Here is a 24,663-nt window from a genome sequence, read left to right as displayed (position 1 = left end):
GCTGGACTTCGATGCAAGCGTTGCGGCTCTGCAAAAACGGCGCAATGGGGTGAGGTAGAGTTTCCAACCCGCAACTGTACTTGCCCAAAAACGCGCTGAAAATCTGGTAATGAAGTTTATGTAAAATACGACTGTAATTTATATTAAGTGCTCGAATAATCGCCATCGACCACGCGACAAGATGTAGAAGCCGAGCAATCAATCTGTGTCAGAAGAAACTCCTTGAAGCTCTAGTTGGTAGAGGTTCTATGGTACATCAAACGCCGTTTCTCGTGTCACGGCATTCGCCAGACAAAGCTGGAAGAGTATAGTATGCTGACTAGACGACATTTCGTGATGACCACCGCCGCCCTCTTTTCTGCTCCGGTTGCCAGCCCGGTGCTGGCAAATACCTGGCCGACCGAATCGCAGAAGGTTGCCTGGGACGCACAGGTGACGCCGCCCGGCTTTGACCCGGCAACCTCGAACCCCTGGGGCTTACATCCGCGGTTTCTCCCGACCCGGGTGGCCGCGAAAGACCGGCTGACACCGGGCGACATTCATGTCGATGCGGTTGCGCGCTACCTTTATCAGATCGAGGAGGGCGGGACTGCCATGCGCTATGGCGTCGCCATTGCTCGTGGTGATCTGTACGAACCAGGTACATACACGATCAAGCGTAAAGTCAGATGGCCGCATTGGCAGCCGACGCAGAACATGATCGACCGCGACCCAGAACTCTACGCTGATATCGCCGACGGTATGGAGCCCGGACCTAAGAATGCGCTTGGGTCGCGAGCTCTCTATCTCTTTCTCGGCGACCGGGACACTTATCTCCGCATTCACGGTACGCCACAGCCGAGAAGCATTGGCGGTCGTGCAAGTTCCGGCTGCGTCAGAATGGTCATGGCGCACATAAACGAGCTTTATCCCAACGTCGATATTGGTTCGACGGCTTTCCTCTACTCGGCCGAGGACAGTGTCACTGCGGGAAGCTGAGGCCGTGTACCAAAGCACCATCGGTCAGGGAAAGTGACGGGAGTTTATCCTAGCCGGGGAGCACTTCGGATTACTGAACCCCGCTAGGCCGCCGGCGCGGTACAAATCGGATTTCCGCGAGGGGTTCGGAGCGGCACCAGGGTAACTTCCACGGGACCGTTGTGCAGATACCAGTAGCAGCCGTCTTCCGGCAAAAGGCGCGCGGACTGAAGATCCTGACCCGTTGCGGCCATAGCGACGACTGCATCCGGCAGTGGTCTGTTTTGTGCAGTGTCGGGCCCGCCAGGAATAGAAGCGGAACACGCTCCCAACAAAAACGCTGCTGGGAGAAGTAAGCCAAGATGAATTCGCATATTTAAAATTTCCGCCCTTAGAACAACTTAACCTGAGTACCAACCTCGGCTAATCCAAACAACTCTTCGATATGTTCGTTGTAGAGGCCGATGCAGCCGTTCGACGATTGTCGACCGATCTTGCGCGTGTCACCTGTGCCGTGAACGCGGTAGTACTGCCATGACAGATAAAGGGCGTGTGTTCCAAGGGGATTGTCGGGGCCAGGGCCAACGAAATCCGGCCATTCGGGATTGCGCTCCTTCATCGACGGCGTAGGTCGCCAGCTCGGGCCATCCACCTTGCGAACGATTTCGGTGTAACCGCGCCGCGTCAACTCCTCCGTAAGAGGGACGCTGGAGGGGTAAAGCTTGTAGACGTTTTCGTCTTCCGACCAGAACTGCACCGCGCGGGAGTCAATGTCGCAGAGAATCGCGCCATTCCGCAGGTTGTCAAAATGATCTTGCCAGGACGCAACCCTAAACCCGGAAATATTGCTTCGCACCGCCGGTGTCGCCAGACCCTCGTTTGTCTGTGCCACTCCCCTGCCGGTTCCGAGAACCAAGCCGCTTGCGGCGGCCCCCAGGAGCGCAGCCCTGCGCGTGACTGACATGTCGTTCGCTCGTTTCATCATGAAAACCTCAAATTTTATCTGTTTGGACTATTCTCGGACCTCCACCCACTAGAGCTTCAACAGGCTGCCACTCACAAAGCCGTGAGATCAGCTGTCCTTATGCTGTCAGAGAAACCTGCGGGTTGTGCGGAGGTAGCCTCGGTAAGCTTCCCCGTAGCGATCAATCAACCAGCGCTCTTCAGCGAAGGGCGCGAGTGCCAATGCAGTAACGCCGGTGATAATCACTGGCCACGCGAGGATCGAGGCGGAGAGCAGTCCGATCCCGATGAGGATCGCCATGTCAGCCACATACTGAGGATTGCGGGAGAACCGGTAAAGGCCACGGGTCCGCAGAACGCCTTCATCACCACTCGTCGCCGCCATCCCAAGTTGCATCACACCGGACCAGACAACGGCATTGCCCAGAACGATCAGACAAAGCCCTAGACCCCAACGTATGATCCATGGGAAGTCGAGCTCACCCCATTCTAGCAGAGCCAAAACGATGGCAGATCCGAAGCCGACGCACGTAAGTCCCCAGACGACAATCTTGTGGGCTCCTGTAGAGTGAATCGGCGGCCAGACTCGTCGCTCCGGTTGGAACATGGACCAGAGTATACCCGCGACCAGCAACAGATTGGCCGCACAACCCAGCACGAGAACCACGGTTTTGAGGTCACCCATGACCATACCTGTGTGCGTCCCGATGTTTGGTCGCTGAGCGTTCAAACTCCAGCGTTGAGTGGTCGATCCCGAATTCCTCGTCGAGGCGGGTCTTGATTGCCGTCTTGATGTTTTCGAGGTCATCCCAGCGGTCCTCGGCGATTACGACGTGGGTATCGAGCGCCGCACGATGCTCCTGCATCTGCCAGAAATGTGCGTGATGAACTTCCTCGACTCCGTCCACGTCCTCCACGGCCGCGATAACCTTGTCCGTGTCGATATCGGGCGGGCTTCCCAACATCAGGGTGCGGATCGGGCCACCGATCTCGCTGAAGGCGAGCCAGAGGATATAGGCGGCAATCCCGATGGTGATCGCCGGATCAACCCAGCGGACATCGTAGAGAAGGATGAGAACGCCACCGACGATCACGGCCACAGACGCCAGCGCATCGCTGAGGTTGTGGAGGAACAGCGCCCGGATGTTCACGCTGCCTTTCTGCATCGAATAGGTCAGCCACGCGGTGAGGGTATCGATGAACAGCGCCACACTGCCCAGGATGACCACGGTCCAACCCGCGACTTCGGGCGGATCAACAAACCGCATCGCGCCCTCATAGACCAGATAAAGGCCGATGATGATCAGCGAGGTATAATTGATAAGCGCGGCGACGATCTCGACCCTGCCATATCCGAAGGTCATTTTCGCATCGGCCGGGCGGCGCGCGATCTTGCGCGCGCCGAATGCGATGACGAGCGACGCCATGTCGGAGAAGTTGTGGATGGCATCCGCGATCAGCGCGAGGCTGCCGGATAGTATCCCGCCGACAATCTGCGCGACCGTCAGGAGGCCGTTTGCCCAGATGGCAATGGCAACCCGCCGGTCGCCTTCTTTAGGCTCCATATGGGCATGATCATGCGGCACGAGAAGCCTCCTCATGGCCGTGGTTTGGCCGGCTGAGCCCTGGAACGCTTGGCAAACGACCAGCGCGGATCGCCCTGACGCGGGCATTCATCCAATGGCGAATGAGGTGCCGATAGATCCAGTCGCGCAGGGGGCCAAACGCCTGACGATGGTGCTCATAAAACATGTCAGGATTATCGAATGTTCCAAAATCGCGGGCGATGCCGGTCTTCTGGATATATGTACTCTCCCCCGTCCATCCGACTGGCGGTGCGCTCAAGCAGTCGGTCCCGGCACCGTAGCCGCATAGGGACCGTGTCTCGGGAAACGACCGCTGCAGGGCCAACAGGAAGGGTGTGTCGAGGATGAAGCCCTCAAGATCGACCCATCCTGCCTCGGTCTCGACCTCGATCCATGAGTGGAGGATTTCTGCGGGTGCGATCGGATAGATCAGTTCAGGCACGACGCCCCGTTGCAACGCTTTGTGGATTGTGAAGCCGTGCAAGCGGCATCTTACGCCGACAGCGCGTAGAAGCGCCATCAGCAGCGTTCCCTTCGTGTTGCATTGTCCATACCTGTCGTCGAGTACTTCAGAGGCAGGAATGTCGTCGGCGCGGTTATAGCCAAAGTCGATCTCGTTTCGCACGAAGTCGTAGATTGCACCAATTCGATCATGCAACGGCAAGGTTCCCCACCCCCGGTCGGCGATCAGAGCGGCAAGTGAAGGATGCCTGAAATCCAAGAGTGGCGTCGACGAAAGCAGCGGGTCAACAGGGGTCATGAGCGTTTCCTAGAATCAACTATACAGAGATGATAGTTTCTACAGTCACTGTAGCTTCAACCTTTATCTTGTCGCGACGCGAGAGACTATTCTGGTTGGTGATTGTGAACTGCCTTGTGATGCTCGTCATGCGCGTCCCGCAGGATGCCTATGCCGCCCCACGCCGCGATGCCAGCCACCGCGACCCCGACAACGAGGTCGGGCCAGTTGCTGCCCAACCACCAAACGAGACCGCCCGCGATCAGGATGCCGCCGTTCGATGCGAAATCGTTGAGGCTGAAGGTGTTGGCGGCCCGGATGTTCACGTCCGGTTCCTTCAGTCGCCCGAGCAGCCAGATGCAGGCGAGGTTGACGACCGCAGCGATCAGCGACATTGCGATCATCAGAGTTCCGAGCGGTTCGGAACCGCCGACATAGCGCCGCCAAGCGTCAATCAGAATGCCAACCGCAAAGATCAGAAGCAATCCGCCGGATACGTTCGCGGCACCCCGCTTCCACTTCGACGACCGGGACAAGGCCAGTAGGCTGATGCCATAGACGAGGCTGTCGGATGTGTTGTCGAGACCATTGGCGATCAGGGCGCTGGAATCGCCGATAGCTCCCGTGGCGAAGAACCCCGCAGCGATTGCGAGATTGAGACCGAGAACAATCCAGAGCGTCTGGCGCTCTTTTTCATTCTTCCCGCTGAATTCGCTTTCGACCATCGAACTGGCAAACCTTCCGATTTCTAAGAAAGGGGGCAGAAACGCCCTCTTCGGATGCCGCTATCAAAAAGATATATAGAACCTCTAGCGACTGTAGATCCAAGAGAATTTATCTACGTCTCTCTCGGCACCGAAAGAATAATCGCGGCACCGATCAAACAGATAGACGTCCCTATGAAGTCCCATCTGTCAGGTCGCTGGCCCTCGACGAACCACATCCAGAGCATGGAGGCCCCGATGTAGATGCCGCCGTAGGCTGCGAAAGCGCGGCCCGCTGCGCTGGTTTCGACCTGCGCCAGCAACCAGCCGAAAAGCGCGAGCGCGAATATGCCGGGTGCGAGCCAGAGCGGTGATGCCCCAAGACGCCACCACGCCCAGATAGCGAAACACCCGCTGATCTCTGCGACAGCAGCTAGCGGATAGGCAATTGCGACGTTCAAGCCCCAATCTCGTCGTGCTCGGTCAGACATTCCGCATGGTCTCGAAGGACCTCCAGAACCTTGCACTCCGCAACGCTGTCACCGTCGCATTCGGCGACCATGCGTTTCAATTCCTTCTTAAGCGCTTGCAGACGCTTGATCCGCTGTTCGACTTGGTGGAGTTGCCGACGCGCGATCGAATCCGCCTCCGCGCAGGATTGGGACGGGTTGTCCGAGAGGTCCAGCAGCTCCCGGATGGAGTCGAGCGAAAATCCGAGCTGGCGTGAGTGCCGGATGAAAGCCAGCCGGTCGAGGTCCTTTTCAAAGTAACGGCGCTGGCCGCCTGCGGTCCTTCCGGCCTCGTTCATCAAACCGATTTCTTCGTAGTAGCGGATCGTCTGAACCTTGGTTCCGGTTCTCCGCGAGAGTGTTCCAATTGCCAGCATGTGCGATCCTTCAATCTACAAAGACTGTAGCTTACTGAAGAGACAACTCCATTGAAAAGACAAAGGTTTCACTTTGGCGTGACTTCGGACAACAAAAAGTAACTTTTCGCTTGAACCTCTATCTGCTGTAGCTTGTATCCCGCGCACAGACAAACTGAACAGGTGGGTAGCGCAAGCAATGAAGAAGGTCCGGATAGTTCTCTGGTCGGCAGTGGTTGTCGCTGCGGCGGTGTCAGCCACGCTTTGGATGACTGAACGCAATCAGGGACCGGTCGCCGCGCGTGTTGATCCTGAGGCCGAGAGTTTCACTGCGGATTTTGAGCTGACGGACCATACCGGTATGGTGCAGACCGACGAGGATTTCCGAGGGCGCTGGATGCTCGTCTTTTTCGGATTTGCGAACTGCCCCGACGTGTGTCCCATGGGGCTCGCAACCATCGCGCAGGTCATGGACGAGCTCGGCACCCAAAATTCCGCCGTCCAGCCCCTGTTCATCACGGTTGACCCGGAAAGGGATACGCCAAGTGCTCTGGCCAACTACGTTCCCCAGTTTGGTCAGGGGATCCTTGGGTTGAGCGGACCGCCGGACCAAATCGAACGCACTGCCGAGACCTTCAAGATCTACTACCAGAAGATCGAGGAAGCCTCGGCGCCCGACGGCTATACGATGGGGCATACGTCGTCCTTCCTTCTCTTCGATCCGGAAAGCGAATTTGTCCGCATCTACGAATACGACGAGGAACCCGGACTGATCGTTACTGATCTTCGCGAAAGGATCGGCGCGTGACAGCTAGCCCAGACGCAACGCCAAGCGCCGCGAGCCCGGTGGCTTTCCTCTTCGCGGCATGGTTCGTCGCCTTGTCCGCGTCGCTTGCCGTGCTCTTCATCGGAGAGGTTCTGGGGCAGACCCCCTGCAATCTGTGCTGGTTCCAGCGTGCCTTCATGTTTCCGCTCGCGATCATCCTCGGGGTGGCGGCGTGGCGCGCCGACCTCTCGATCTGGCGCTATGCCGCGCCGCTCGCGGTTCTGGGTGGTGCCGTCGCCCTTTACCATTCCCTGCTTTACGCAGGGATCGTGCCGGCGCCGATCGTCCCCTGCACGGCGTCCGGGCCATCCTGCACCGATGACGCGATGCTGATCCTTGGCCTGCCAATCCCTCTGCTCTCCCTGCTGACGTTCGGGGCAATCCTTGTCCTTCTCATTCAACTTCGACGGATATCAATATGAACCGAAAGACACTTCTGCTCGCGATACTCACTCTGGTACTGGCCGTTTTCGTGGCTGGTGTCTGGTTCGTATCGCGCCCCGATCCGACCCCGGTGGCGACAGCCGCTCCGCTGGAACAACAGGATCGTCTTGTTCGGTCCTATTCTCCCATACTCGGGCGTGAGGATGCGCCAGTGACCATCGTGGAGTTCTTCGACCCGGCCTGCGAGGCCTGCCGCGCCTTCCATCCCATCGTGAAGCAGATACTGACGCAATACCCCGACGATGTGCGCGTCGTCATGCGCTACACTCCGTTCCACGGCGAGGGGTCCGAGCTGGCAATCAAGGTGCTGGAAGCGGCCCGGTTGCAGGACGTTTTTGTTCCCGTGCTGGAAGCGCTGCTTGAAAATCAGCCCGCCTGGGCCTCTCACGGCGCTCCGGCAGCGGAGCGCATCATGGAGATCGCCGGAGCGGCGGGCTTGGACACAGAAGCCGCCGCAAATCAGATCATGTCACCCAGCATCGTCGGCGTCCTCAATCAGGACCGGGCCGACGTCGAAGCTGTCGGAATTCAGGGCACACCGACGTTCTTCGTCAACGGTAAGCCTTTGCCAGAGTTCAGTGCGGAGCAGCTCTTGTCGCTCGTCCAAGCCGAAGTCGAGGCTGCGGCAACAAACTAGAACGAACAGGAGACCCAACGTGTTCAAAACCTTCGCAAAGGCAATCCAGAGCCTGTCTGTCGCCCTTCTGATGGGCTTGCCAATGGCATCCTCAGCGCAGCAGTTGTCAGAGAACGCATCGATTGTGGTCGAGAGCCCCTGGGCGCGCGCGAGCCTTGGAATGTCGCGGCCCGGCGGGGCCTATCTGACCGTTCGGAACGAGGGCAGCGATCCGATCTCCCTTATCGGTCTTCGCGCGGAGATCTCCGGCATGGCTTCGATCCACGAAACCAGAACCAATTCTGACGGCGTCAGCAGCATGGCTCCGGCGGACGATATCGTGATCCCGCCCGGGGGTATGTTCGCCCTTGAACCCGGCGGATATCACGCCATGCTCATGCAACTGCAATCTCCGCTCGTCGAGGGGGAGACCTTTCCGCTGACCCTGCTCTTTTCCGATGGAACAGAGCTTGAAATCACCGTCCCGGTCCTTGGCATCGGCGCACGCGGCCCCGAAGGCTGATCCGGCTGATGATGAGGGTGGCCAAAATCGCAGCGATCGGGGCGGCGGCGGTCTTTGCCGCCCTGTTTGTCGGCTGGTGGCAGGTGGATGGGCCTGGCGCTGACGCCGCGCCGGGCAAGCGGTCTCTACCGCTGACTGCTATGGAATTCAGCCTGACGGATCAGGATGGTCGGGATGTCGGCCCGGAAACCCTCATCGGCGAGCCGAGTCTGGTCTTCTTCGGATTCACCTATTGCCCCGACGTTTGCCCGACGACCCTCTCGGACATTTCCGGATGGCTCGACGAGATTGGGCCGGACGCCGAAGACCTGAATACCGTTTTCATCACCGTAGATCCGGACCGCGACACGGTCGAGACCATGGCCGAGTATGTCTCGTATTTCCATCCGCAGATTCAGGGATGGACGGGCCCGCCCAACCAGATCGCCGCCATCGCCGACTGTTTCCGTGTCACCTATGAGAAGGTTGAGGGGGAAAACGGCGAATATACGATGAACCACACGGCGGGTGTTTTCTTGTTCGATGCAACAGGTCGCTTCGTCACCACCATCGACTATCACGAACCACGCGAATTCGCCGTGCCGAAGATAAGGCGCGCGATGCAGAACAGAACCGAGAGGGCAGAATCTTGAAACTGAGACATATCGTTCTGGGAACGACAATGGCCGCGGCAGCGGTCAGCACGATAGCGAGCCGGGCTTTGATCCTGGAGGCGCCGCCCGAGTACATCTTTTCCGAGGCTCCGGAAGCCTTGGACAGTCCACCCGAACCTCTCGATGGACCAGGCGTCAACGCATCTGGCGAGACGATGCCGAATATGCTTCCGGCCGCTTTTCAGCCGCCTGAGTTTCCCGCACTGGAACGGGCCGAGCCAGATAATCTGATGGCGCTTGTTCAGGCCCTCGCCACGCCGCCTTGGGAGGCGACGGTCGAGGCGGGTGACACATTGGACGTGCTTCTCTCTCTCGCGGACATGGATGCGCAAACACGGACCGAAGTCGCACTGGCACTGACGGTTGAATACGACCTGCGCCGCCTTCGACCGGGCCATCGTCTCAGCGTCGACTTTCGCCCGGACGGCACGCCATCCGTTGTGACGTTGGCTGTCGTTGACGGTGTGCGGATCGAAGTCACCCTGGACGACACCATTGCGAGTCGGACGGTAACGCCGAGCGCGTTGACAGTCGAGCGTGCGAGCCAGCTGCTGGTAAACGGGTCGATCTACGCTTCGCTGGATCGAGCAGGCGTCCCGGCCCGTTTTGCCGTCGATCTCGCACAAATCCTCGGGGAAACGGTCGACTTTCGCAGGGATCTTCAAGGCGGAGAGACCCTGAATATTCTTTGGGGTCAGACCGTCCTTCGCGATGGTTCAGAGGTCGGTCAACCGTCAATCTCCTATGCGGCCCTCGATCTGGCCGACGACCGCTTCGAAATCCTCTGGTCAGCCGAAGACAGCGGGCGGGCAACGGTCTATTTGAATGATGAAATCCTGCGGACGGTCGCGCCGCCGGTGGAAGGCGCACGACTGTCGTCGGTCTTCGGGCAGCGCAAGCATCCGATCTACGGCAATCTGCGGATGCACACAGGTGTCGATTATGCCGCCGCTGCGGGGACACCGATTGCAGCGACCGCACCCGGACGGGTCTCCTTCATCGGATGGCGGAGCGGGTATGGCCGGGTGGTCGAGATCGCGCACGGGTCAGACACAATGACCCGCTATGCGCACCTCAGCGCTGTGCCGGAGGGTCTGGCCGTCGGAAACCGCGTGGTCGCGGGCGAAACGATTGGCCAGGTCGGTGAGACAGGCACGGCGACAGCTCCGAACCTTCACTACGAAGTGCGCGTGGACGGCCGACCTATCGATCCGCTCGGGGAGGAATTGCTCGCCTCTGTGGAAAATTTCGACACTGCGGACGCCACTGAAATCCTTGAAGCGACGCGCACACGGTTCGTGACCGTTCTTCGCGAAGACACATGACTAATTTGACAGGAATTACGATGAAAAACAGGTTTCAAACCTTGGCGGCTGCGACCCTCATGATTGTTGCCGCGACGGCCGTGACCGCCCAGACCGCTATCCACGTCGGAAAGACGCGCGGCTGCGGTTGTTGCCTTGCCTGGATGGAAAAGCTGTCCGAGGCCGATTTTGCCCCTGAAGGTGAGAATATGGGCGGGGCGTTGATCCGTCTGAAGATGGATCGCGGTATTCCCGTCGATATGTTCTCCTGTCACACGGCGACCGTCGAAGGCTACACCATCGAGGGTCACGTTCCGCCAGCCGATATTACTCGACTGCTTGAAGAACGTCCCGATGCCATAGGCCTGGCCGTGCCCGGCATGCCCATCGGCTCGCCCGGCATGGATTTCGGCGACGCTGCCGAAGCCTACGATGTCTTTCTGGTGAAATCCGACGGCTCCACTGAGATCTTTTCGTCCTATCCGGCGAGTTAAAGTGGAGCAAATCACAACACTCTCACCAGTCGCACTGGGCTTTCTAGGCAGCCTGGCCGCCGGTCTCATGACCGCCGTCGGGGCGACGCCCGTGCTTCTCGGCAAGACCCCTTCACGCAAATGGCGCGATATTTCGCTCGGCTTTGCCGCCGGGGTCATGCTTGCCGCGTCTTTCTTTTCTCTCATTATACCGGCACTCGACGCAGCGGAGGGCCGATACGGGGATGGCGCGATACCGGCGCTGATCGTCTGTGCTGCGATCCTGATGGGCATGGGCGCGGTCGCCATGATGAACGAAATGATCCCGCATGAGCATTTCAGCAGCGGGCGCGAAGGCCCGGAGGCGGTCTCGCTGCGCCGTGTCTGGCTCTTCATCATCGCCATCACGATCCACAATGCGCCGGAGGGTTTGGCCGTCGGCGTTGCGTTCGGAGCTGATGGTTTTACAGGCGGATTTCCCGTCGCTCTCGGGATCGGATTGCAGAATGCGCCTGAAGGGCTGGCTGTTGCAGTCGCCCTACTGGGCGAGCGATACTCGGCGGGCCGCGCCTTTGGCATTGCGGCACTGACCGGTCTGGTCGAACCCGTCACAGGTTTTCTCGGTGCCGCGGTGATCGTCGTGGCGCAGCCTCTCCTGCCCTGGGGTCTGGCTTTTGCGGCGGGTGCGATGCTTTACGTCATCAGTCACGAGATCATCCCGGAAACCCATCGCAGCGGCCACCAGAAGCAGGCGACGACCGGGCTCGCGATCGGGCTCGTCGTCATGCTGTTCCTCGATGTCTGGTTGGGGTGATCCATGGCAACTCGTTCCATCGGCATTTGTACAGCTGTCGCGGCGCTCGCCGCCGATCAGGCATCGAAGGCGTTCGTGCTTGCGAACGCAGAAGCGCTCGCCACCGGCGTCGCTGTATTCCCCGGCTTTAACCTGATCTTCCACCGCAACTACGGCGTGACCTTTGGGTTCTTTCAAAATGTGCCGTGGTGGGTCCTTGCATTGGTCGCCACCGCCGTCGTTCTGTTCCTCGTCGTTTCACTGATCCGGGCAACGCAGGCAGCCGAGGCGGTTGCCTACGGCATGGTGATCGGCGGCGCTCTTGGGAATATCGTGGACCGTCTTCGCTTTGGAGGGGTGACCGATTTTCTGGATTTCTATCTCGGAACGGCGCATTGGCCAGCGTTCAACCTTGCGGATGTCTTCGTGGTCTGCGGCGTCGGGATTTTGCTGATCTTCTCGGGGCGCGAAAAGGTCGCTGCGTCCGAAACCTCAAGATAGATCTCGGTGATTTCAATCGGCATCACTGTTCTCCGCATTTCCGGAATGTCAGGTATCATCCTCACATTCTGTGCATTCGGCCTCGGCGCTTTGGCGGTTCTCGCTCTGCCACCATTCTCGATGCCGGTGCTTTTGCCCGTCGCGTTTGGCGCGCTGTATCTCCTCACGGTCGGAGAGAGCCGCATGCGGGCCGGACTTGCCGGATGGGCGTTCGGCGTTGGCTACTTCCTGTTCGGATTGTCCTGGATCGCGGAGAGCTTTTTCGTCGACCCGGAGCGGCTCGCCTGGATGGCCGTTCCTGCGGTGGCTGGACTGGCCGCCGGCCTTGCGCTGTTCCCAGCGGCGGCAATGGCAGCGTTCGCATGGAGCAGGACGAAAGGTGTCTCCGGCGCATTGATCTTCGCGGTCTGCTGGTCGGTTTCGGAATGGCTGCGCGGCACCATGCTGACAGGCTTCCCCTGGAACCTTATTGCCTACACGTGGGCCGACTACGATATTCCACGCCAAATGGCCGCATGGGTTGGCAGCTACGGACTTGGCCTCCTCACAGTTCTGCTGTCGGTCCTGCCCGTAACGCTCCTCATGCGGAATCGTCGGCAAAATGCGTTCGCCGCATTTGTTTTCATGTCGGTGGTGGGGGGTGCCGGAACCCTCGGTACGGTTCGCCTTATGGCCACCACACCGCCAACAGACACAACCGTCAGGACCGTTCAGGGAAACATTCTTCAGACGGAGAAATGGGACCCCGCGTTCCGCGACCGGAACATATCCCGCTATCTGGACCTGTCCGCGCAGTCTGGCAGCTTCGACGTCCTTCTCTGGCCTGAAAGTGCATTTCCCGGTTATCTTGATGAGAATCCTGAAATGTTGGATCAAATTGCCGAACGTCTGCCTGAGGGCCGTGTTCTTCTGACCGGTGCGCAGACGCGCGAGTCGGCCGGCACTGGCACACGCTATAGAAATTCGATCCTCGCGGTCGATCAGACCGGACGGATCGTCACGAGATACGCCAAGCATCATCTCGTGCCGTTCGGGGAATACGTTCCCCTGCGGGGTTTTCTTCCGCTCCAGCGACTGACAATTGGGCTTGGGGACTTCACTCCCGGTCCCGGCCCTCAGACCGTTGAGCTACCCGGTTTATCTCCGGTCGGCCTTTCGATCTGCTACGAGGCGATTTTTCCGGGACGTGTCGTAGACGCCGCTTCGCGTCCGGACTGGATATTCAACGCCACCAATGACGCTTGGTTCGGTGCGTCTCTCGGTCCCCGGCAACATCTGGCCTCTGCCAGGATGCGCGCGGTCGAAGAGGGGCTGCCGATGGTTCGCGCGGCCAACACGGGCATTTCAGCAGTTATCGATGGGTACGGCCGCATCGTCGCCCGCCTTGGGCTGGATGAGACCGGCTTCTTGGACGCCCGCTTGCCAGCTGCGCTCCCGGCCACGTCATTCGCGAAATACGGGCAGATGATGTTCCTGCTCGTTTTGGCAGCGTGCATCGCGGGTGCCATTGGGTTGACTATTGGAAAGGAAAAGGCACCGTGATCGTGATCTTCGGAGCATTGGCCGGCGCCGCATGGGGCGGATATCTCGCCAAGAAGCGTGGCGGCAACAGGCTGGACATCGCCCAGTACGCGGCAAGTTCCGCGATCGCATTCGGACTCCTGGCGTTGTTCGCCTCGATCGTTCTTGCACGGGTTCTATGAACCGCCGTCCAAGGCCGGATAGGCGCTAGGCGAATATGTCGATTGGCGTCCCGTCCCGCACCATCGCGTAGATATCCTCAATTTCGCGGTCCGACACCGCGATGCAACCCGCCGTCCAGTCTGGCTTGATCGCGTCGATCCCGGGTCGTGGCCCGCCATGGATGAAAATGTCGCCGCCTGGCTCACGTCCCTGTGCAGCGGCGAAGGCGATATCGGCCTCGTTCGGATAAGAGATTCCGATGGAGAGATGGAACAGACTGTCGGGATTGCGTCGGTCGACGGTATAAGCCCCTTCGGGCGTTTTCCCGTCACCCTCGAACCGCTTGGGCCCCTCGGGCGCGAAACCGAGGTCTATCCTGTAGGCTTTCAGGACCGAGGTATTGTCGAACAGGAACAGGTTCCGGTCACCTTTGAACATCTGCAACCGGGTGACCTCGGGCCCCTCGTAGGTTCGGAATTTGCTGGCGCACCCTGCAAGGCCAAGTGCAAGTCCGCCCAAGAGTGCCGTTCGTCGTGTCGTTTTCATCATGTCGTCCGCTCGATCTTTTTACCTGTCCACTCATATCGGTATCGGTATGCCTGATCAATCAATGGCCGTGGGCTAGGGCTCCCTGCGCCATCTTCTCTCCCACTTGCTCTCCCCCGGACCCGTCCGGCCGGTCCTTCTTGGCCCGGAGCAGCCTGAGCGCGTTGGCGACTACCAGTAGCGAAACGCCGACATCCGCAGCGATGGCACCCCACATTGTTGCCATGCCGAACGCTGTCAGCCCGACGAACAGCGCCTTCGTCGCAAGCGCAATTGCGATGTTCTGATGGATGACGTTCATGGTGCGGCGCGAATGCCCGATCAGCCATGGCACCTTGGCGATGTCGTCCGTCATCAGCGCGATATCGGCGGTCTCAATGGCGGCATCCGATCCGACCGCACCCATGGCGATGGCGAAATGCGCCCGCGCCATGGCAGGTGCATCGTTCACACCGTCGCCAATCATTGCCACGACATCATAGTTGGCAACGAGTTCCTCGATTGCCGTCACTTTGTCTTCGGGCAGCAGTTCCGCGCGCACCTCGTCAATGCCGACTTCCGCCGCCACGGCGCGCGCCGTGCGTTCATTGTCGCCGGTCAGCATGATGATCTTTTTTACGCCCTGGGCATGCAGGCGTGCCACGACCACCTTCGCATCCGGGCGGATGCGGTCGCGCAGTTCGATCAGGCCCAGCAGGCGGTCCGCGGAGCCTACGGCAACGAGTGTGCTGCCAGCCCCTTCGATCCGTTCCAGCAGGTCGCGGGGGATCGCTTCGCCAAGCCCCTTCTCGGTCGCAAATCGATCCGAGCCGAGCCAGACGGGCTGACCCTCCCAGGTTCCCTCGACACCGCGGCCCGGCACCGTTTTGGTGTCGGTAGCCGCCGACTGCTTCAACCCGTCGCGTTCGCCGCGCGCCAGGATGGCCCGCGCCAGAGGATGCGAAGAGCGGGCTTCCAACGCGACAGCGGCGCTCAGAAGGTCGCGTTCGACCGTGCCGCCTAAAGGATGCAGGCCCGCGACCTCCGGTTCTCCCATGGTGATCGTCCCGGTCTTGTCCATTGCCAGAGCTGTCAGGCGTGACGGAGCCTCCACATAGGCACCGCCCTTGATCAGCACGCCATTGCGTGCCGAGGCCGCGAGCGAAGCGACGATGGAGACCGGCGTAGAAATCACGAGCGCACAGGGGCAAGCGATTACCAGAAGAACCAGCGCATTGTAGAACCAGTAATTCCATGCCCCCGCGAACAGCAGCGGCGGAACGACGGCGATTAGAATCGCCAGCGCCATCACGATGGGCGTGTAGATGCGGGCGAATTTCGTGACCCATTGCTCCACCTCGGCCCGGCGCGAATGCGCATCGCCTACCATGCGGATGATTTTCGATAGCACGGTATCGCCTGCGGCCTTGGTGGCCCTGACCGTCAGCGTGCCATCACCGTTGATCGTCCCTGCATAGACTTCGTCGCCAGTTTCCTTGGCGACCAGTGCGCTTTCCCCTGTAATCGGAGCCTGATCGACATCGCCGCGACCCTCGGTCACCTCTCCGTCGAGCGGGATGCGGTCTCCGCCGCGCACTACGAAGCGGTCACCGATCGCAACCTGAGCCGCAGGAACATCGGTCTCCGATCCGTCGGCGCGAATGACGCGCGCCGTGGGTGGTGCCAGGTCCAACAGGGCCGAGACCGCGTTGCGCGCACGCCCCACGCTCCAGGATTCGAGAGCGAGGGACAGAGCAAAGAAGAATGCGACCGTCGCCGCCTCGAAAAACTCGCCCAGCCCGATCGCACCGGCTACGGCAACGATCATCAGGAGGTTCATGTCAGGCGACAATCTACGCGCGGCGGACCATGCTTTGGGGGCGACCAGCCAGGCTCCGAACACCACCGCCAGCATGAACAGCCCCATCTCGACCAGAGGCATAGACGTCTCGCCATGACCGGAGAAGAGCCGCAGCGCGCCGCCCGCCCCCGTCTCGACGATGTGGTAAAGGAACCCCGCGGCCCAGAAGCCGCCGCTGAGTCCGGTGAAGAGGCGTTGACGTGCGAAATGCGCCGCCTGATCCGCTTCGGCGCTTTCGGCATCCCACATCTTCGCGCTCATACCGGTCGAGCCGACGATCTTGATGATCTTATCGTCGCTGAGCGGTTTGGCGCTTTTGAGGATGGTCATGCGCCCGTTGATCACATCGAAGGCCAGATGCTCGCTGCCGCCGACTTCCGGCCCGACGACCTTGTTCAGGATCGCGACCTCTTCCGCACAATCCAGCCCGTTAACGCGAAAACTGCGTCCGGAGGATGGTGGAGGTGCTGCCACCTGCGCGGTGTCTTCGGCCGTCTGGCCACAGCAAGCCTTTGTGTCTTTGCGATCATCCTGATGACCGTGCGGATGCGTGTCTGGACCGTCGTGGGACATGGGAAACCTCTGAGAATAAGCGTTGAGCCAAAGATAGGAGCTTCAGTTGCTAGAGGTTCAAGAAGTTTCTTGGGATGTTCTGTGATTAAGGCCATCACAATCAGCACTGTACCTCCTCTGAACTGTTCGGGCGCGACAGCGAGGCGATTGGACTTGACCTTCCATCTACGGGAAGCACTATTTGCGGTCCCAGTGTAGTTTTTGAAAGGCTGGGAAATGGATCAGATAGTAGGCAAGGATGCGTCAGAGCGGTCGTCGGATCATGCCGTGGATCCGGTGTGCGGCATGTCCGTCACAATTTCTCCGGACGCACGCCGTGCAGATTATGACGGTGAAATTTTCTATTTCTGCTCCGACAAGTGCCATACCAAGTTCAAGGCTGATCCAGTTTACTACGCCTCTGGCAAGGCATCGGATCGTCGCATGACGTCACAAGCAGGCGCGCAGTATACATGCCCGATGCACCCTGATATCGTACGTGATGAACCCGGATCTTGCCCGATCTGTGGCATGGCGCTGGAACCGATGTTACCGTCGGATGAACCCAGTCAGGAACTGACCGACTTCACCCGCCGCATGTGGATCAGTGCCGCCGCGGCCGTTCCCCTGGTCATCCTAACCATGGGGGAGTTGGTCGGTCTGCCCGTCCGAGACTGGATCGGGCATCAACTGGCGACCTATGTCGAGTTCGCGTTGGCGACACCAATCGTCCTATGGGCGGCGAAACCCTTCTTCGAGCGGGGATGGGCGTCGATCATGAACCGCTCGCCCAACATGTGGACACTGATCGCCATCGGTGTCGGTGCGGCCTACATCTATTCGCTGGTGGCTACGTTCCTTCCGGGCGTGTTTCCGGAGGTCTACCGGATGGGCGCGGGCGTCGGCACCTACTTTGAGGCCGCCGTTGTCATCATCACCCTGATTTTTGTCGGGCAGGTTCTGGAGCTGAGGGCGCGGGAACGGACCGGCGATGCCATTCGGGCACTACTCGACCTGGCCCCGAAAACCGCGCGACGTATCCTGCCCGACGGCACAGAGTATGACGCGCCGCTGGAAAACATCGTTGAGGGGGATCGTCTGCGGGTCCGCCCAGGCGACGCGATCCCCGTCGACGCCACGGTCATGGACGGTACGTCGTCCATCGACGAGAGCATGATCACCGGCGAACCCCTGCCGGTCGAAAAAGGTCCCGGCGATACCGTCACCGGCGGCACGATCAACAAGAACGGATCCCTTGTCATCGAGGCCGCGCGCGTGGGTGCCGACACGATGCTGAGCCAGATCGTCGAGATGGTTTCGAACGCGCGTAGGTCCCGCGCGCCGATTCAGGGTCTTGCCGACAAGGTCTCATCCTACTTCGTGCCGACCGTTGTCCTGATCGCGCTGCTCGCATTCGTCGCGTGGCTGAGCTTCGGACCCGAACCTGCTCTGGTCTTTGCCATTGCCTCGGCGGTGTCGGTGCTGATCATCGCCTGCCCCTGTGCTCTGGGTCTGGCGACCCCGATTTCGATCACGACGGCCGCGGGGCGCGGTGCACAGGCGGGTGTGCTGATCAAGGACGCCGAAGCTCTGGAACGCATGGCCAAGGTCGATACGCTGATCGTGGACAAGACGGGTACCCTGACCGAGGGGAAGCCGAAGCTGACCGATGTGGCCGCTCTGGGCGACGAAAGCGAGGAAACCATTCTAACCCTAGCTGCCGCCCTGGAAAAAGGCTCGGAGCACCCGTTGGCGGAGGCCATCGTGGAGGGTGCGAAGGAGAAGGGTATTAAGGTCGGCAATGCCGAAAACTTCGAGGCGGTGACCGGAAAAGGCGTGCGCGGAACTGTCTTGGGGCGGGCTGTCGCACTTGGAAATACCGCAATGATGCGCGACATGTCTCTCGACACATCTGCGGCGGAGGAAGCGGCAGATGTTCTACGGGCCGAGGGTAAGACCGCCATGTTCGTAGCCATTGAAGGTAAGCTGTCCGGCATCGTCGCAGTGGCCGACCCGATCAAGGAGTCGACTGCCGAAGCCATCAAGGTGCTGCACGAGGCAGGTCTGCGGATCATCATGGCGACAGGTGACAACGAACGCACCGCCAGGGCCGTGGCGCAGCGGCTTGGAATCGACGAGGTTCGGGCCGGCGTTCTGCCGGAAGATAAGAAGGCGCTGGTGGACGAGCTGCACGCCGAAGGCAGAAAGGTCGCGATGGCGGGTGATGGTGTCAACGACGCGCCAGCCCTGGCCGCTGCGGACGTCGGCCTTGCCATGGGTACGGGCGCGGACGTGGCGGTTGAAAGTGCGGGCATCACGCTGTTGCGCGGGGATCTGAACGGCATCGTCAAGGCGCGGACACTGGCGGTGGCGACGATCCGCAACATTCGCCAGAACCTGTTCTGGGCGTTTGCCTATAACACGCTCGGTGTTCCAATCGCGGCAGGGGTCCTCTACCCGGTCTTCGGCCTATTAATGTCACCAATGATCGCCGCAGCCGCGATGAGCCTTTCTTCAGTCTCGGTCATCGCAAACGCTCTCAGGCTGAGGCGATTGAAGCTTTAGCGGGTCCGCGATTTGAACGTGAAGTCGGTCAATTATCCATTTCAGCAAAACGTGTATTGCTGGTCTGTCAGAAATCCAACATAGCTGACCGATGATACTCAAAACGCGCCTTTTTCTGCTTACTCTTTTGATTGGCGTTGTTCTGGCGCAAATCGGCCATGCGTCCATTTCAAGCGTGGATTCAGGGTCTTCGATGGTCATGCAAAGCGATTGCTGTCCAGATGACTGCCCGGACATGCCGGAATGCGATGCTGCTTGCATTTCGACGATGCAATGTCGGGTAGCCCCGATTGTGCTGGGGCTGGAACGAGCAACTCTAGCGAGCTTGCGGGGCCCCGGAAGCGCAGAGTTCTCACGGGCCGAGGCGGCAGCCCACCGACAACATGCGGACATTGGGCTTCAAAGACCGCCCAAGGCATGACGGGTCAGGTGCCTTTCGCACCAAAATCCACGCGCCGATGTAACGTATAGACTCAGGGTCGATACGATGGCTGGCGTTCCTGTTGCCCGTCAAAATAGGCGTATCATGCTCCGCTATATCCCCACCTTTCTTGCGACCCTCGTGGTCGCGACCCAGCTCTCCGTGCCGATGGCACAGGCGGCTGCATCTGATTACAACCTCGTTCTCATCGAAACGACCTATCCCTTCGGAGACGGCGCGGTTCTGGAGCTTCGTCTGATTGATACCCGGACCAATGCGCCCGTCGAAGGCGCCGTCATCTTTGCTACAAGGCTGGATATGGAGCCGGACGGCATGGAGACGATGACTTCGACAGTCGTGGCGCTGCCTGGCAAAGAGCCGGGTCTATATCGTTTTTCCGCCGATCTGACGATGGACGGAAACTGGCGGTTTTCCGTTGCGGCCAAGGTGCAGGGCGAACCTGAAACTGTTCAGGCGCAAATCGTGCTCGAGGTGCTGCCATGAGCGTCTTTGGCAAATTAGTGCTTATCGGCGTGGTTGGCGGCGCGGCTGGATGGGCGGGCCTCGCGGCAGGCGTCAAGGGTTGGACGCCTGCTATGCTGGCAAATGTGGCGCAGACGAAATTCACCGCGCTGATGGGACGGCAAGCTGAAGCAATGCCAGCCGCAACCCGAACGCCGACAGGCCCGGTCATCTACTACCGACACCCTGACGGTCTCGCCGAATGGTCCGCTACGCCGACCGAGACTGCCGATGGAAAGTCCTTTTTACCGGTCCTGGCGAGCGAAGACGTATCGTTTGATCCAGAGGCGATCACGCCCCTAGAGGCAGAGAGTGTCGAACGAACCCTACTCTACTACCGCCACCCGATGGGCCTGCCTGATACGTCGCCGGTGCCAAAGCTGGATTCCATGGGGATGGACTACCTGCCCGTCTATGCCGACGAGGCAAGCGATGCCGGATCAGTGACCGTATCTCCCGGCAAGCTGCAACGCACGGGCGTGCGTACGTCAATTGCGGTGTTTGATCCCATGGCAACAACGGTGCGTGCGCCGGGGATCGTCGCGCTGGACGACCGTCGAGTCAGCGTCATTTCATTGCGTGCGGATGCGTTCATCGAAGAAGTTGAGGATGTAACGACCGGATCAATCGTTGAAGCAGGCGAACCGCTGGCGATGCTCTATTCTCCGGATATCGTCTCGGCGGCCGCACAGTATGTTTCGGACCTGCGAAGTGGTGAAGGGCGCGTGGAAGGCAGCCGTCAAAGGCTGGCAAACCTGGGTGTTCCCGTGTCAGTGATCGACAAGATCGCGGCGGAAAGGCGTACGCCGGTGCAAATCAGCCTGATGGCACCGCGGTCGGGCGTGGTTCTGGAACGAATGGCCGTCGAAGGCATGATGTCCGAGGCTGGAGAAACGCTGTTTCGTATTGCCGATACATCGGTTGTCTGGGTCATCGCGGACGTGCCGGAATCTGCGCTCGCGGGTCTTTCGGATGGAAACGCTGCGACGATCACCTTTCCAGGCCTGCCGGGCGAGACCTTCAGCGGCGTTATCGACAAGATCTACCCTGAGGTCGATATGCAGACCCGGACGGCACGCGTCCGCGTCGACCTGTCCAACCCTGAGGGTCGCTTGCTTGTCAACATGTTCGCTGATGTGGCTTTGGCGACGGGCGACGGTGCGCCCGTGGTGCAGGTGCCGGAAACGGCGGTGATCGACACCGGCGACCGTCAGGTGGTGATCAGAGATCTGGGGGAGGGGAAATTCGCTCCGCAGGATGTGGTGCTGGGGCGGCAGGCAGCTGGGATGGTGGAAATCCTTGAAGGCATTGTGGAGGGCGACCGCATTGTCACCACCTCTACCTTTTTGATCGACGCGGAAAGCAACCTGAATGCAGCCCTGGCTGCGCTGACTGCCCCGGAGGCAGGCGAATGATCTCGCGTGTCATTGAATGGTCCGCCCGCAACCTTGTTCTCGTGTTCTTCGCCACGGCCCTGATCATCGCCGCAGGGGTCTGGTCACTGCGCAACTTGCCGATCGACGCTATTCCCGATTTGTCAGACGTGCAGGTGATCGTGCTGACCGATTATCCGGGCCAGGCTCCGCAGGTCGTCGAGGATCAGGTCACCTATCCGCTGACTTCGGCGATGCTTACGGTGCCGCGATCCCGCGTCGTGCGCGGGTTTTCGTTCTTCGGCATTTCCTTTGTCTACATTATCTTCGAGGACGGTGTGGACCCCTATTGGGCACGGTCCCGCGTTCTGGAATACCTCAACGCCGCCGCCGCTCGGCTGCCCGACGGCGTGACGCCCACGCTTGGGCCTGATGCGACCGGGGTTGGCTGGGTTTACCAATACGCGATCACCGGGGAAAATCTGTCGCTGGCGGAATTGCGGTCGTTGCAGGATTGGGTCGTCCGATATGGTGCAAGCCGCGCCGAGGGCGTGTCCGAAGTGGCCAGCGTCGGCGGCTTCGTCAAGCAATACTCGGTCACTCTGGATCCGGTGCGGATGCGGGCGCAGGGGATCACTCTGTCCGATATCGGCAAGGCGATCTCTGAAAGCAACATGGACACCGGCGGGCGCACGGTCGAACTGTCCGAGTTTGAATTCATGGTGCGCGGGCGGGGCTATCTGGCGGGAACCGAGGATATCGGCAACATCACCCTGCGCAGTATCGGCGGGGTGCCGATCAACCTGAAAGATGTCGCGCGGGTCGAAATCGTCCCCAATGAACGCCGCGGCATCGCCGAGTTGAACGGTGAGGGCGAGGTCGCCAGTGGCATCGTGCTGCAACGGGTGGGTGCCAATGCACTGGATGTGATCGAAAACGCCAAATCAGAACTGGGCGTGGTGGCTCAAAGCCTGCCTGACGGGGTCGACATCGTACCGGTCTATGACAGGTCCAACCTGATCCTGTCGGCGATCAAGACGCTGAAAACCACGCTTCTCGAAGAAAGTCTCGTCGTGGCCGGAGTCACGATCATTTTTCTGCTGCACGTCCGCTCTGCCCTTGTGGCTATTATCATGCTGCCGGTGGGTCTGCTGATGGCGTTCACCGCAATGAAATTTCTCGGGATCGGTGCCAACATCATGAGCCTTGGCGGCATTGCGATTGCCATCGGCGCGATGATCGACGCCGCCATCGTGATGATCGAGAACGCGCACAAGCATCTGGAACGTGCCGCCCCCGACAAGCCCCGCATCGAGGTGCTGATCGAAGCCGCAAGCGAGGTCGGCCCGGCGCTGTTCTTTAGTCTGCTGATCATTACCGTGTCTTTCCTGCCGATCTTTGCATTGGAAGGACAGGAGGGACGCATGTTCGGCCCCCTGGCCTATACCAAGACATTTTCGATGACGGCGGCTGCTTTCCTGTCGGTGACGCTGGTGCCTGCGCTGATGGTGGTCTTCGTGCGCGGCCGGATCATCCCTGAACACAGGAATCCGGTGAATCGCGCGCTGATCGCCGTCTACCGCCCGATCATCCGCGCGGTGCTGAAGGCCAAAAGCCTCACCATCATCGTGGCGCTGTTCGCCTTGATCGTTACGATCTGGCCCGCGCGGCAGCTGGGGTCGGAGTTCATGCCTGTCCTGAACGAGGGCACCTTGATGTATATGCCGACGACTTTGCCCGGCTTGTCTGTGACGAAGGCGGCAGAGTTGATGCAAACACAGGACCGCATCATCAAGACCTTCCCCGATGTGCTGTCGGTGTTCGGCAAGGCGGGACGTGCATTGACTGCCACAGACCCCGCGCCAACTGAAATGTTCGAAACCATCATCCAGCTACGACCCGAGGCAGAGTGGCGCCCCGGTGTCACCACCGAAAGCCTGCGGCAGGAAATGGACGCCGCGCTGCAATTTCCCGGCGTATCGAACGCCTGGACCATGCCGATCCGCGCCCGGATCGACATGCTATCCACCGGTATCCGCACGCCGGTGGGCATCAAGGTTTATGGCACGAGTCTGACCGAGATGGAAAAGGTCGCCCGCGAGGTCGAAGCCGTGGTACGCACGGTGCCCGGAACGACCAGCGCCTATGCCGAACGGGTGATCGGCGGCTATTACCTCGACATCACCCCGGACCGTACGGCGCTTGGCCGCTACGGCCTGTCGGTGCAGGATGTGCAAGAGGTGATCGGCATGGCCCTGGGAGCCAAGGCGATCACGCAGACCGTCGAGGGCCGCGAGCGCTACGACGTCGCTGTGCGTTATCCGGCGACCCTGAGGTCAGATCCGGAGGCCATCGGGCGTGAGGTTCAGGTTGCACTGCCGGACGGAGGCACCATTCCGCTGGGAGATGTGGCCACCATCGAACGCACCCGTGGCGCCACTTCGATCCGGACCGAAAACGGACAGCTTGCCGTCTATATCTTCGTCGATATCATCGGACGCGATCTAGGCGGCTACGTGGCGGAAGCTCAAGCGGCAGTCGCGACCTCCGTCACCCTGCCACCTGGCTATTCCCTGGGCTGGAGCGGCCAGTTCGAATATCTTGAACGTGCGAAACAGCGGCTGGCCACCGTTGTGCCGCTGACACTGGCGCTGATCTTCCTGCTGCTTTACCTAAACTTCCGCCGCCTGACGGAAACCTTGATCGTGATGCTGTCGCTGCCCTTCGCTTTGGTAGGTGGCATCTGGCTCATGTGGTTCATGGGCTTCAATATGTCAGTTGCGGTGGCCGTCGGGTTTATCGCGCTGGCCGGGGTGGCGGCTGAAACCGGGGTGATCATGTTGATCTATCTCGATCAGGCGTTGAATGAAGCGCGTGACCGCGCGGACGGTCGGGACCTGACCCGCGACGAACTTTACGCCGCGATCATGGTGGGTGCAGTAGATCGAGTGCGCCCCAAGATGATGACGGTTGTAGCGATCATGGCGGGCCTGATGCCGATCCTTTGGGCGCACGGCACAGGCTCTGAAATCATGCAGCGCATCGCCGTCCCGATGATCGGCGGGATGGTGTCGTCCACCTTACTGACCCTGATCGTGATTCCGGCGGTCTACGGTATCATCAAGGGCTGGAGCCTGAAGAAAACTGTCGCCGCGGATCATTGGCCTCTCGACCGGGCCGCAGAGCAGGTGTAGCGGAATTAAGGAAGAACGGG

General features: G+C 60.1%; 25 protein-coding genes. 16 read left to right on the top strand and 9 right to left on the bottom strand.

What is annotated here, in order from left to right; all coding sequences use genetic code 11:
- Window positions 1-312: 312 nt before the first annotated feature.
- Window positions 313-978, top strand: coding sequence for a L,D-transpeptidase (locus tag O4H53_RS23215; RefSeq protein WP_067293124.1), 666 nt, complete (start codon window positions 313-315; stop codon window positions 976-978).
- 370 nt (window positions 979-1,348) lie between these two features.
- Here the strand turns inward: O4H53_RS23215 and O4H53_RS23205 are convergent, their stop codons facing one another.
- The 7 genes from O4H53_RS23205 to O4H53_RS23175 all read right to left on the bottom strand — a co-directional run bounded on the left by O4H53_RS23205 (window position 1,349) and on the right by O4H53_RS23175 (window position 5,835).
- Window positions 1,349-1,939, bottom strand: coding sequence for a L,D-transpeptidase (locus O4H53_RS23205; protein WP_067293148.1), 591 nt, complete (start codon window positions 1,937-1,939; stop codon window positions 1,349-1,351).
- 108 nt (window positions 1,940-2,047) lie between these two features.
- Window positions 2,048-2,605, bottom strand: a complete 558-nt coding sequence (locus O4H53_RS23200) for a methyltransferase family protein (protein ID WP_040652314.1) — start codon at window positions 2,603-2,605, stop codon at window positions 2,048-2,050.
- Window positions 2,598-3,506, bottom strand: a complete 909-nt coding sequence (locus O4H53_RS23195; protein WP_093734380.1) for a cation diffusion facilitator family transporter — start codon at window positions 3,504-3,506, stop codon at window positions 2,598-2,600. The genes O4H53_RS23200 and O4H53_RS23195 overlap by 8 nt, the downstream gene beginning before the upstream one ends.
- Window positions 3,496-4,266: a transglutaminase-like domain-containing protein gene (locus O4H53_RS23190; protein ID WP_067293121.1), complete on the bottom strand. Its 771-nt coding sequence runs from the start codon at window positions 4,264-4,266 to the stop codon at window positions 3,496-3,498. The genes O4H53_RS23195 and O4H53_RS23190 overlap by 11 nt, the downstream gene beginning before the upstream one ends.
- Before the next feature lie 86 nt (window positions 4,267-4,352).
- Complete coding sequence (locus O4H53_RS23185) at window positions 4,353-4,970, bottom strand: cation transporter (RefSeq protein ID WP_024099354.1); 618 nt, start codon at window positions 4,968-4,970, stop codon at window positions 4,353-4,355.
- Window positions 4,971-5,083: 113 nt separating this feature from the next.
- A complete protein-coding gene (locus O4H53_RS23180) occupies window positions 5,084-5,440 on the bottom strand; it encodes a YnfA family protein (RefSeq protein ID WP_205387933.1) in 357 nt (118 codons plus the stop codon).
- Window positions 5,407-5,835: a MerR family transcriptional regulator gene (locus O4H53_RS23175; RefSeq protein WP_024099356.1), complete on the bottom strand. Its 429-nt coding sequence runs from the start codon at window positions 5,833-5,835 to the stop codon at window positions 5,407-5,409. The genes O4H53_RS23180 and O4H53_RS23175 overlap by 34 nt, the downstream gene beginning before the upstream one ends.
- Window positions 5,836-6,013: 178 nt before the next feature.
- Here O4H53_RS23175 and O4H53_RS23170 point away from each other — a divergent pair, with 178 nt between their 5' ends.
- The 11 genes from O4H53_RS23170 to O4H53_RS23120 all read left to right on the top strand — a co-directional run bounded on the left by O4H53_RS23170 (window position 6,014) and on the right by O4H53_RS23120 (window position 13,650).
- A complete protein-coding gene (locus O4H53_RS23170) occupies window positions 6,014-6,622 on the top strand; it encodes an SCO family protein (RefSeq protein WP_067293115.1) in 609 nt (202 codons plus the stop codon).
- A complete protein-coding gene (locus O4H53_RS23165; protein ID WP_007120864.1) occupies window positions 6,619-7,062 on the top strand; it encodes a disulfide bond formation protein B in 444 nt (147 codons plus the stop codon). Before O4H53_RS23170 ends, O4H53_RS23165 begins: the two co-directional genes overlap by 4 nt.
- Window positions 7,059-7,721 carry a DsbA family protein gene (locus O4H53_RS23160; RefSeq protein WP_111550078.1) on the top strand — a complete coding sequence of 221 codons (663 nt, stop codon included), beginning with the start codon at window positions 7,059-7,061 and terminating at the stop codon, window positions 7,719-7,721. The genes O4H53_RS23165 and O4H53_RS23160 overlap by 4 nt, the downstream gene beginning before the upstream one ends.
- A 70-nt stretch (window positions 7,722-7,791) precedes the next feature.
- Complete coding sequence (locus O4H53_RS23155; protein ID WP_067293146.1) at window positions 7,792-8,223, top strand: copper chaperone PCu(A)C; 432 nt, start codon at window positions 7,792-7,794, stop codon at window positions 8,221-8,223.
- Window positions 8,224-8,231: 8 nt separating this feature from the next.
- Window positions 8,232-8,855 (top strand): SCO family protein, encoded by a 624-nt coding sequence (locus O4H53_RS23150; RefSeq protein WP_111550079.1) that lies wholly within the window; start codon window positions 8,232-8,234, stop codon window positions 8,853-8,855.
- A gap of 29 nt (window positions 8,856-8,884) precedes the next feature.
- On the top strand, window positions 8,885-10,201 hold the full coding sequence (locus O4H53_RS23145) for a M23 family metallopeptidase (protein ID WP_190325601.1): 1,317 nt from the start codon (window positions 8,885-8,887) through the stop codon (window positions 10,199-10,201).
- 20 nt (window positions 10,202-10,221) lie between these two features.
- Window positions 10,222-10,674: a DUF411 domain-containing protein gene (locus O4H53_RS23140; protein ID WP_067293107.1), complete on the top strand. Its 453-nt coding sequence runs from the start codon at window positions 10,222-10,224 to the stop codon at window positions 10,672-10,674.
- Between the two features lie 10 nt (window positions 10,675-10,684).
- Entirely contained in the window at window positions 10,685-11,467 is a 783-nt protein-coding gene (locus tag O4H53_RS23135) for a ZIP family metal transporter (RefSeq protein WP_090270173.1), read from the top strand.
- Window positions 11,468-11,470: 3 nt separating this feature from the next.
- Window positions 11,471-11,947 (top strand): signal peptidase II, encoded by a 477-nt coding sequence (gene lspA / locus O4H53_RS23130; RefSeq protein WP_067293102.1) that lies wholly within the window; start codon window positions 11,471-11,473, stop codon window positions 11,945-11,947.
- 45 nt (window positions 11,948-11,992) lie between these two features.
- Window positions 11,993-13,489 (top strand): apolipoprotein N-acyltransferase, encoded by a 1,497-nt coding sequence (gene lnt, locus O4H53_RS23125; protein WP_238372961.1) that lies wholly within the window; start codon window positions 11,993-11,995, stop codon window positions 13,487-13,489.
- Window positions 13,486-13,650, top strand: a complete 165-nt coding sequence (locus tag O4H53_RS23120; RefSeq protein WP_170134538.1) for a hypothetical protein — start codon at window positions 13,486-13,488, stop codon at window positions 13,648-13,650. The genes lnt and O4H53_RS23120 overlap by 4 nt, the downstream gene beginning before the upstream one ends.
- Window positions 13,651-13,675: 25 nt before the next feature.
- On the opposite strand, the gene O4H53_RS23115 is transcribed toward O4H53_RS23120, so the two are convergent.
- Both O4H53_RS23115 and O4H53_RS23110 read right to left on the bottom strand, forming a co-directional pair.
- Window positions 13,676-14,176, bottom strand: a complete 501-nt coding sequence (locus O4H53_RS23115) for a L,D-transpeptidase family protein (RefSeq protein ID WP_067293139.1) — start codon at window positions 14,174-14,176, stop codon at window positions 13,676-13,678.
- 61 nt (window positions 14,177-14,237) lie between these two features.
- Complete coding sequence (locus O4H53_RS23110; protein ID WP_190325599.1) at window positions 14,238-16,589, bottom strand: heavy metal translocating P-type ATPase; 2,352 nt, start codon at window positions 16,587-16,589, stop codon at window positions 14,238-14,240.
- A gap of 216 nt (window positions 16,590-16,805) precedes the next feature.
- On the opposite strand from O4H53_RS23110, the gene O4H53_RS23105 reads away from it, so the two are divergent.
- The 4 genes from O4H53_RS23105 to O4H53_RS23090 all read left to right on the top strand — a co-directional run bounded on the left by O4H53_RS23105 (window position 16,806) and on the right by O4H53_RS23090 (window position 24,643).
- Complete coding sequence (locus O4H53_RS23105) at window positions 16,806-19,133, top strand: heavy metal translocating P-type ATPase (protein WP_111550081.1); 2,328 nt, start codon at window positions 16,806-16,808, stop codon at window positions 19,131-19,133.
- Between the two features lie 526 nt (window positions 19,134-19,659).
- Window positions 19,660-20,058: a FixH family protein gene (locus O4H53_RS23100; protein ID WP_067293094.1), complete on the top strand. Its 399-nt coding sequence runs from the start codon at window positions 19,660-19,662 to the stop codon at window positions 20,056-20,058.
- On the top strand, window positions 20,055-21,491 hold the full coding sequence (locus O4H53_RS23095; RefSeq protein WP_067293091.1) for an efflux RND transporter periplasmic adaptor subunit: 1,437 nt from the start codon (window positions 20,055-20,057) through the stop codon (window positions 21,489-21,491). The genes O4H53_RS23100 and O4H53_RS23095 overlap by 4 nt, the downstream gene beginning before the upstream one ends.
- Window positions 21,488-24,643 (top strand): efflux RND transporter permease subunit, encoded by a 3,156-nt coding sequence (locus O4H53_RS23090; protein WP_111550082.1) that lies wholly within the window; start codon window positions 21,488-21,490, stop codon window positions 24,641-24,643. The genes O4H53_RS23095 and O4H53_RS23090 overlap by 4 nt, the downstream gene beginning before the upstream one ends.
- The last annotated feature ends 20 nt before the right edge of the window (window positions 24,644-24,663 follow it).

It is taken from the genome of Sulfitobacter sp. G21635-S1 (assembly GCF_027213915.1).
Classification (GTDB): Bacteria; Pseudomonadota; Alphaproteobacteria; order Rhodobacterales; family Rhodobacteraceae; genus Sulfitobacter.
Note: the sequence above shows the minus strand (reverse complement) of the source record. Positions and strands in the feature narration are given on the sequence as shown.

Coding starts and splice junctions, on each gene's coding strand:
- O4H53_RS23170 (WP_067293115.1), top strand. CDS start 6,014: ATGAAGAAGGTCCGGATAGTTCTCTGGTCGGCAGTGGTTGTCGCTGCG.
- O4H53_RS23160 (WP_111550078.1), top strand. CDS start 7,059: ATGAACCGAAAGACACTTCTGCTCGCGATACTCACTCTGGTACTGGCC.
- lnt (WP_238372961.1), top strand. CDS start 11,993: ATGTCAGGTATCATCCTCACATTCTGTGCATTCGGCCTCGGCGCTTTG.
- O4H53_RS23100 (WP_067293094.1), top strand. CDS start 19,660: ATGCTCCGCTATATCCCCACCTTTCTTGCGACCCTCGTGGTCGCGACC.
- O4H53_RS23145 (WP_190325601.1), top strand. CDS start 8,885: ATGGCCGCGGCAGCGGTCAGCACGATAGCGAGCCGGGCTTTGATCCTG.
- O4H53_RS23180 (WP_205387933.1), bottom strand. CDS start 5,440: ATGTCTGACCGAGCACGACGAGATTGGGGCTTGAACGTCGCAATTGCC.
- O4H53_RS23190 (WP_067293121.1), bottom strand. CDS start 4,266: ATGACCCCTGTTGACCCGCTGCTTTCGTCGACGCCACTCTTGGATTTC.
- O4H53_RS23140 (WP_067293107.1), top strand. CDS start 10,222: ATGAAAAACAGGTTTCAAACCTTGGCGGCTGCGACCCTCATGATTGTT.
- O4H53_RS23200 (WP_040652314.1), bottom strand. CDS start 2,605: ATGGGTGACCTCAAAACCGTGGTTCTCGTGCTGGGTTGTGCGGCCAAT.
- O4H53_RS23090 (WP_111550082.1), top strand. CDS start 21,488: ATGATCTCGCGTGTCATTGAATGGTCCGCCCGCAACCTTGTTCTCGTG.
- O4H53_RS23095 (WP_067293091.1), top strand. CDS start 20,055: ATGAGCGTCTTTGGCAAATTAGTGCTTATCGGCGTGGTTGGCGGCGCG.
- O4H53_RS23105 (WP_111550081.1), top strand. CDS start 16,806: ATGGATCAGATAGTAGGCAAGGATGCGTCAGAGCGGTCGTCGGATCAT.
- O4H53_RS23110 (WP_190325599.1), bottom strand. CDS start 16,589: ATGTCCCACGACGGTCCAGACACGCATCCGCACGGTCATCAGGATGAT.
- O4H53_RS23150 (WP_111550079.1), top strand. CDS start 8,232: ATGATGAGGGTGGCCAAAATCGCAGCGATCGGGGCGGCGGCGGTCTTT.
- O4H53_RS23115 (WP_067293139.1), bottom strand. CDS start 14,176: ATGAAAACGACACGACGAACGGCACTCTTGGGCGGACTTGCACTTGGC.
- O4H53_RS23175 (WP_024099356.1), bottom strand. CDS start 5,835: ATGCTGGCAATTGGAACACTCTCGCGGAGAACCGGAACCAAGGTTCAG.
- lspA (WP_067293102.1), top strand. CDS start 11,471: ATGGCAACTCGTTCCATCGGCATTTGTACAGCTGTCGCGGCGCTCGCC.
- O4H53_RS23215 (WP_067293124.1), top strand. CDS start 313: ATGCTGACTAGACGACATTTCGTGATGACCACCGCCGCCCTCTTTTCT.
- O4H53_RS23205 (WP_067293148.1), bottom strand. CDS start 1,939: ATGAAACGAGCGAACGACATGTCAGTCACGCGCAGGGCTGCGCTCCTG.
- O4H53_RS23185 (WP_024099354.1), bottom strand. CDS start 4,970: ATGGTCGAAAGCGAATTCAGCGGGAAGAATGAAAAAGAGCGCCAGACG.
- O4H53_RS23155 (WP_067293146.1), top strand. CDS start 7,792: ATGGGCTTGCCAATGGCATCCTCAGCGCAGCAGTTGTCAGAGAACGCA.